This window comes from Stieleria sp. (assembly GCF_041595215.1).
In the GTDB taxonomy this organism is placed as follows: Bacteria; Planctomycetota; Planctomycetia; order Pirellulales; family Pirellulaceae; genus Stieleria; species Stieleria magnilauensis.
In genome coordinates this window covers 1-6,032 of sequence record NZ_JBFHKV010000487.1, presented here as the reverse complement: position 1 = coordinate 6,032, position 6,032 = coordinate 1, and the positions used below count along the sequence as shown (strand labels likewise).

7 protein-coding genes are annotated in these 6,032 nt (G+C 58.2%); 1 reads left to right on the top strand and 6 read right to left on the bottom strand.

Translation table 11 applies throughout. The features are described 5' to 3' along the window. On the top strand, window positions 1-339 hold a 339-nt coding region (locus tag ABX749_RS18460), incomplete at its 5' end, for a sugar phosphate isomerase/epimerase family protein (RefSeq protein ID WP_372897259.1). 165 nt (window positions 340-504) lie between these two features. On the opposite strand, the gene ABX749_RS18455 is transcribed toward ABX749_RS18460, so the two are convergent. The 6 genes from ABX749_RS18455 to ABX749_RS18430 form a co-directional block, all read right to left on the bottom strand. Further along, window positions 505-2,223, bottom strand: coding sequence for a M28 family peptidase (locus ABX749_RS18455; RefSeq protein ID WP_372897258.1), 1,719 nt, complete (start codon window positions 2,221-2,223; stop codon window positions 505-507). Window positions 2,224-2,535: 312 nt separating this feature from the next. Next, entirely contained in the window at window positions 2,536-2,865 is a 330-nt protein-coding gene (locus ABX749_RS18450) for a hypothetical protein (RefSeq protein WP_372897257.1), read from the bottom strand. Window positions 2,866-2,876: 11 nt separating this feature from the next. Then, window positions 2,877-3,104 carry a hypothetical protein gene (locus tag ABX749_RS18445; RefSeq protein ID WP_372897256.1) on the bottom strand — a complete coding sequence of 76 codons (228 nt, stop codon included), beginning with the start codon at window positions 3,102-3,104 and terminating at the stop codon, window positions 2,877-2,879. Between the two features lie 51 nt (window positions 3,105-3,155). Beyond that, window positions 3,156-3,566, bottom strand: a complete 411-nt coding sequence (locus tag ABX749_RS18440) for a hypothetical protein (protein ID WP_372897255.1) — start codon at window positions 3,564-3,566, stop codon at window positions 3,156-3,158. Window positions 3,567-4,094: 528 nt separating this feature from the next. Then, window positions 4,095-5,102: a FliG C-terminal domain-containing protein gene (locus ABX749_RS18435; protein ID WP_372897254.1), complete on the bottom strand. Its 1,008-nt coding sequence runs from the start codon at window positions 5,100-5,102 to the stop codon at window positions 4,095-4,097. A 63-nt stretch (window positions 5,103-5,165) separates the two neighbouring features. Further along, on the bottom strand, window positions 5,166-6,032 hold an 867-nt coding region (locus tag ABX749_RS18430; protein ID WP_372897253.1), incomplete at its 5' end, for a hypothetical protein.

Below are 6,032 nucleotides of genomic sequence, written 5' to 3'. Positions count from 1 at the left end.
ATCGAAAACCACGGCAATCTCCGGCCCGACCAACTGTTGCCGATCATTCATGCCGTCGACCATCCCTGGGTCGGCATCAACTTGGACACCGGCAATTTCTACAGCGACGATCCGTACGGCGATCTGGAAAAATGCGTGCCCTTCGCCGTCAACGTTCAAGTCAAAGTCAACATGAAGAAACCCGACGGCACGGAGTATCCGGCCGACATGGATCGGATCGCCGGGAGTCTGCGCGACAGCGGCTACCAGGGGTTCGTGGTCCTGGAATACGAAGACGAACACCCCTACGAACACATCCCGGCGGCCTTGGATCGGATGCGCAAAGCACTCGGCGTCTGACAAAAACCGCTACGACCGTTGCGTCCGAAACAACCGGACGGGTTTCCGGGATCGGAAAGGTCAAAAGGAGACTTTTCCTGAAGCTTTTGTGTTGAACCCGCCGGAATCGGACTAATGTCTAGGTGTGCGAGGGACGCGACACGCAGCAAGCACAACAACGAGATATTAAGCGTCCCCCCGTGCGAGGCGGGGTCGGTTCTTCGGAATCGGCCTCGCCTTTTTTCGTATCTGCGTCGACCAAGTGGTCATCGCCAGGACCGCCAGCAAACTGGCCAGTACGGCGTACATCGGTTGCCGCCATGGCCCCAGTGCTTGGACCAGCAACACCAGCAACGGTCCAGCCAGCACCATCGCAACCAGCCAGCCCGACCAGGCCGCCAGATTCACGTTGGCCGTCACGCTGCGAACCAAGCCGTACGCGAGACTGGGCAAGACCAGCAAGTAGCCGCCGCCGGGTAGCAAGAAAGCCAGCGCGGTGCCCAACACGGCGGTCACCAGCCAGATCCAATCGCTGACCAGATCAAATTCTTTTGTGGATGCTCGCGACATCAGCCACTCCAGCAGGAACGTGGCGGCCAAAAACGACGCGGCGATCGTGAATAATCCCAGCGGCAAATCAATCGGCGTGTATTTCAATGCGTGCCACGGCGTCGTCAGCAAGGCGAATCGAATTGCCAAGCCAACCACCAGACCCACCAGCACCGCCAACAGCGTGTTCAGCACATGCCGTGGCAAACGTCGCCAAGGGTGCCGCTGACGCAGACGCAGACAAACCACACCGATCAAGACAACCGCGATCAGCGCCAACACCTGCTGCACGCGCTCGCTGAAATGGATCACGGTCAGACCGTACAGATCAAAGAACACGGCGTTGTCGGCATCCGGCTGCGTGGATGCCTGCTGCACGCGTTGCACGACGTCGGCGGGTAATCGATCGACGGCGCGGTGCATCGAGAACAGGTGCGCGGCCATGTGTTGCAGTGTTCGATCGCTCAGGTTGTCCGGCGTATCGTCCATCTGGTGATAGCGATGGGCGCCCCCGATGACCGCGTAGTTGAATCCGGGCAGACCGAGCTTGCCATGCCAAGCGTTAAAGTCGGTCGCGTTGGGAAGCGTCCGATAGACGGTGACGGCCAGCGAGGACGTGATCTTGGGCCGCGCCAAATCGTCGATCAACACGCTGACCCAAGCGTGGTTGCCGGAATGCGTTTCGAACATCGGGATGCCGCCGCTGCTGCCCCTGGCATCGAAGTTCAAGACGAACATCGGTGTGGGGAACGGCAGTGAGTCTTGGGCCGCGATCGCGTAGGCACCCAACAACCCGAATTCTTCTCCATCGGTGAACAGGTAATGGGTGGTGTGGACCGGTGGTGAGTTCGCCAGCACACGTATGTGTTCGACCAAGGCGACGACCGCCGATCCCGCGTCGCCGGCGCCGGGGCCCCAGCGGCAGGAGTCATGGTGGGTGGCCACCAGAATCGGTGCCAGCGATGGGTCCGAGCCTTCGATGGTGACCCACAAGTTCTTCAACACCGTGTCGGGCGGCAACAGATCGATGCGTCCTTTGGGATGCCGATCCTGACGCTCGGGCTCGAACGGGATTTCGATCCGCCGAGTTGAGACCCCGTAGCTGTCAAACTTTTGTTCCAGTCGCTCTAAAAATGCTTCGCCGGCCGCGGTGCCCGTCGTGTGTTTCTGCGGGGGATCGCCCAACAATTCAACCAGAGTCGCACGCATCCGCGCCGCCGACGGCTGATCGACCGGGGTATCTGCCGCCAACGGTGCTGGCCCGCGGTATTGGTACCAACCCAAGCAGACCGAAAGGGCCAACGTCAACGTCGAGACGATGATTCGTCTCCCGAACTGTGACGCGTCGCGTTTCAAACCCAAATCTCCTTCGAACAAGTGGCGTACGCTTCCAGCTTGCGACCACCAGTGGTGTAAGCTTCCAGCTTGCGACCGGAATCATTAGTGTCGGCAGTTTTCAGTGGATAAAGTAGACGGTCCAGGGCTCATTTCACAAGCGAGGATGCCATATCCGTCAGAAATCAAATCGCCATCCCCCGTCGCCGCGGGTGGTCGTTAGATCAATCTTGGGCCAAGCGTTGCGATCCGGATCAGGCTGGCGGTCGTCGTCGTCCCAGGTCTGTGGGTTGACGGCAGTACCCGTCGCAAGCATCTGATCCGACCTGCTACCTAGTGCCAGCTTTGAAACACCGTCCCTTCCCGGTCTGGAAGCTGTCCAGAGTCGAGAAACTGGAGCATCGAATCACGTGCTTCTTCAAGCGTTCCGAACGATTGCCATGAACCGCCCATCGATTCGTCCGGGATGTCAAAAAGCATTCTGCCGTCAAGCTCTCGACGGAATTGAAACGTTTGTCCGTGATCGTTGACCAAACCGAAAAACGATTTTGGAAGAAACGTGAATCGCTCCCAAGTTTCAAGGATCTCTAGCTTGTCACCCTCGGCGGGTTCTGCGGGATCGATCAAATACCCGGTACCAACATCGTGGCAAAACCAATGCATGCTTAATCACCTCACTGTTTTGTTTTTGAGAAGAGATTAAGAACCGCTTCCTTCTCGGGAAACTCGGCTCCCTCAACCAGCTTTCGTGCCGAACCCTTTTCTCCGGCGTCTGGATCCGCGCCGTGCTCCAGCAGTAATCTAACAGCCTCAATCAAAACAGGCTTTTCTTTCAAACAGAGTTGCAATGCGGTGACGCCCTCGGCATTCACCAGATTCGGATCAGCACCGTTTTGAAGCATCCCGAGCATCAAAGCTCATCATGACATCGATCACACGATCCAATTGTTTCGTCAACAGACTTCACTTGAGTTTACCCATCGACACCCCTCGGGTTCGACTGGTGTTCCGCCAGACCAATTTGACGCGACTTCGATGGCTACGGATAAGGGCATGAGATAAGTTTCTTGAAAGGGTGCCAACTGTCCGCCCGAAACGATTTCTCGTTCTCGCGCACTCGCCCGCTGATGACGCAATGTCAAAAACTGTTCATTTGCAGTGGAGAAATCAATGACACAAAGCCCGTCATTACCGCCACCGATCGTCAATGTCTCTTCGCCGGTCGTCTGAATGACCACCATGGTGTTCCTGACGCCATCTAGGGATTCAATGGCACTTGTAATCGCACCTGAGTGCGGAGACTCGACAACACGCTGCTTCAGTCGCCCCTCACTGCGGTCTTCAAACGCCAGTGTTTTGATCATTTTCGATTCGATGACGGTGTGAAGATTCCTGGTTCAACGGAAAATGGAACTCTTGCTCCAGCGAGTTCAACCGTGTGGCGGCATCGTGCCGGTCGTTCTGGCATCCTGCCGGAGAGGTTTTTCGCTTGATGGAAAAACCGAAGGGAAGAGTGGCGATACGCGACCGCGCCGCCGACCTTCGGCTTTCCACTTGGCACGGCGCTCGAGTTGGTCCTCACCAGTGCTCTATCCTCCGACCAGGCATTCATCGTCTCTCCTATCAGCTTGTCATTGCAAGCGATTGTTGCGATGTTTGCTTTCGGCGTGCTCGGGCCTCTTCAAGCTTGCGATCGCGCAGAGCGCGAATCTCTGCAGATTGACCACTGAGGCAATCCGTCGGCGTGAGATAGCTGATGCCTCGATGCAATTGCGTTCCGTTATCGTGCTCAACCCAGCAAGCAATATTGTCTTTCGCCTCGTCGCGATCTCTCGGTGCCTTCGGCCCACTGCACTCTCTTTTTCAAACTGCCGTGAGACCACGCCCCACTTTTATGCCGCAAACGAGGTCGACGGTTGTGTGAAACGAAGGGCGATTTGCGCGACGATTTGTTTTGCGGCGTCGATATCGGAAAGCTGCAGTTGTCCCATCCGCCGCATGTCGCTGCGGACTTTGCGTGATTGCCGTCGCGGCAGCATGTCGAGCACGGTTTCGGCGGTCTCGTTGGGCAAACCGCACAAGACCAAGAACGCTTGTTTGGTCGACACCATGCCGAGGGCACGGCAAAGATCCTGGGGCGGTAGTTGCGTCAAGAATCGATCGACTCGTTCGGCCAATTCCGCCGGATGACACAGCGTTTCGTCGGCGTAGGCGTCTGCTTCATTGCCGTGTTGGTCGTCCACCGCGTACCGGCTTTCATTGATCGGCAACACCACGGGACCCTGGTCCGACGCGTCGTCTTGCGATTGTCGGGACGGGAGGCTTTCGTTTTGTCGCAACGCCGATGGCAACACGCCGGCGGCCTGTGTCTGGTGAAACTGAGCAAACATGCTCTCCACGGTTTCGCGGCTGGGCGGCATCGCCGCCGGAGTCGTGGTGGCATCGGTGTTGGTCTGCCGGGCGTGCTCGGCGGGCGGCACCTCGACCGCCGCCGATTCCGCCGGTGGTGTTGGGCCAAGGCCGCTTTCACGTTGAAAATCCGCAGTCGCTTCGGCGACCGAATCGGTACCTCGATAGATCGATTTGGAGCGTTTTTGAGAGACTCTGGCTCGACCGATTTGAATCTCGTCCTGAATCTCCGATTCCACTTTTTCGACGCGGCTGGTTTCGGTCTGCAGCTCGTCGCGCATCCGCTTCATCACATGGACTTGCTCCATCGCATCGATTTCACCCATCGCCGACATCTCTTGGGCGATGCGTTGTTTGTCATCGTTGCCCAGTTGTCCCAGCAGGACGCGGTGGGTCCGACGTGGCAGCGTGTGCAACAAAATGGCGATCTGGCGGATCGAATCGCCGCGATCAGCTTGGGTGCCGGAGTGTGTTTCGGTCGGGGTGATCATGGACGGGGTGGATGGGTCAGGTCATTGGAACGATCGGGTACCGTCGGCAGACGTCAAACCCGCTCAGGCAGCGTCGGCCATCCAGCTGTGGACAATCTGTGCGGCCAATTCGGGGTTGGATTCGACCATTTCGGCCAAGTCGTCTCGCATGGTGGTATCGGCAGCGTTCGACGGGGTCTTGATCGGCCGATCGGGGTGTCGCGGTGAGGGGTTACTGGTTGGCATGTCTGCGACCGATGACGCCGTCATCGAAGGATTTCGCAAACGCATTCGCATGGTGGCGATGGCAAACACGCTGGCGACCAACAACAGGCTGGCCAGCGAAATCGCCAGCACCGGATTGGCTCGAAGCGGTCCGATCACGCCAGCCCACCGACCGACCGTCTCGACCGGTGAGGGATACTTGGGCGTCTTGTCGGGATCCGGAAAGCTCCAGACGCGCACCGTTTGTTCGTCGCTGTCGGCATCACTCGCCACCAGCGGTTTGACCGCGTCACGAATGTTGTCCATGACTTTGACGCGAACGCCGTCAAGTTGTTCTTGGGTGGGCGCCAGCGGCAAGGCACCGTCGGGATGTTGCGACCGATAGTCGTTGACCCATTGGGCGTGGAACTGGCTTTCGGGCACTCCGACGGAAACGCGCATTTCAAACTCGCCCGATGTCGATTCTTTGTGAATCGACTTGGACAGCGCGATCGGTTTACCGTCGCCCGACTCGCAGAACACCGACCGTGCGGCGATGTGCAGCCCGCGATAACCGCCCAACAGTTCGGTCAGGCGTTGTTCCAATTCGTATTCCGCTTGACGCTGTTGGCGGGTCAAGGGATCGTCCGATCCGTTGTACGTTTTCCGTGCCGACGTGTCCGTGACCGTCACTTGATCCGCTTCCATGCCGGCGTAGGCACCGGCGACCAGGTTCTGGATCATGCT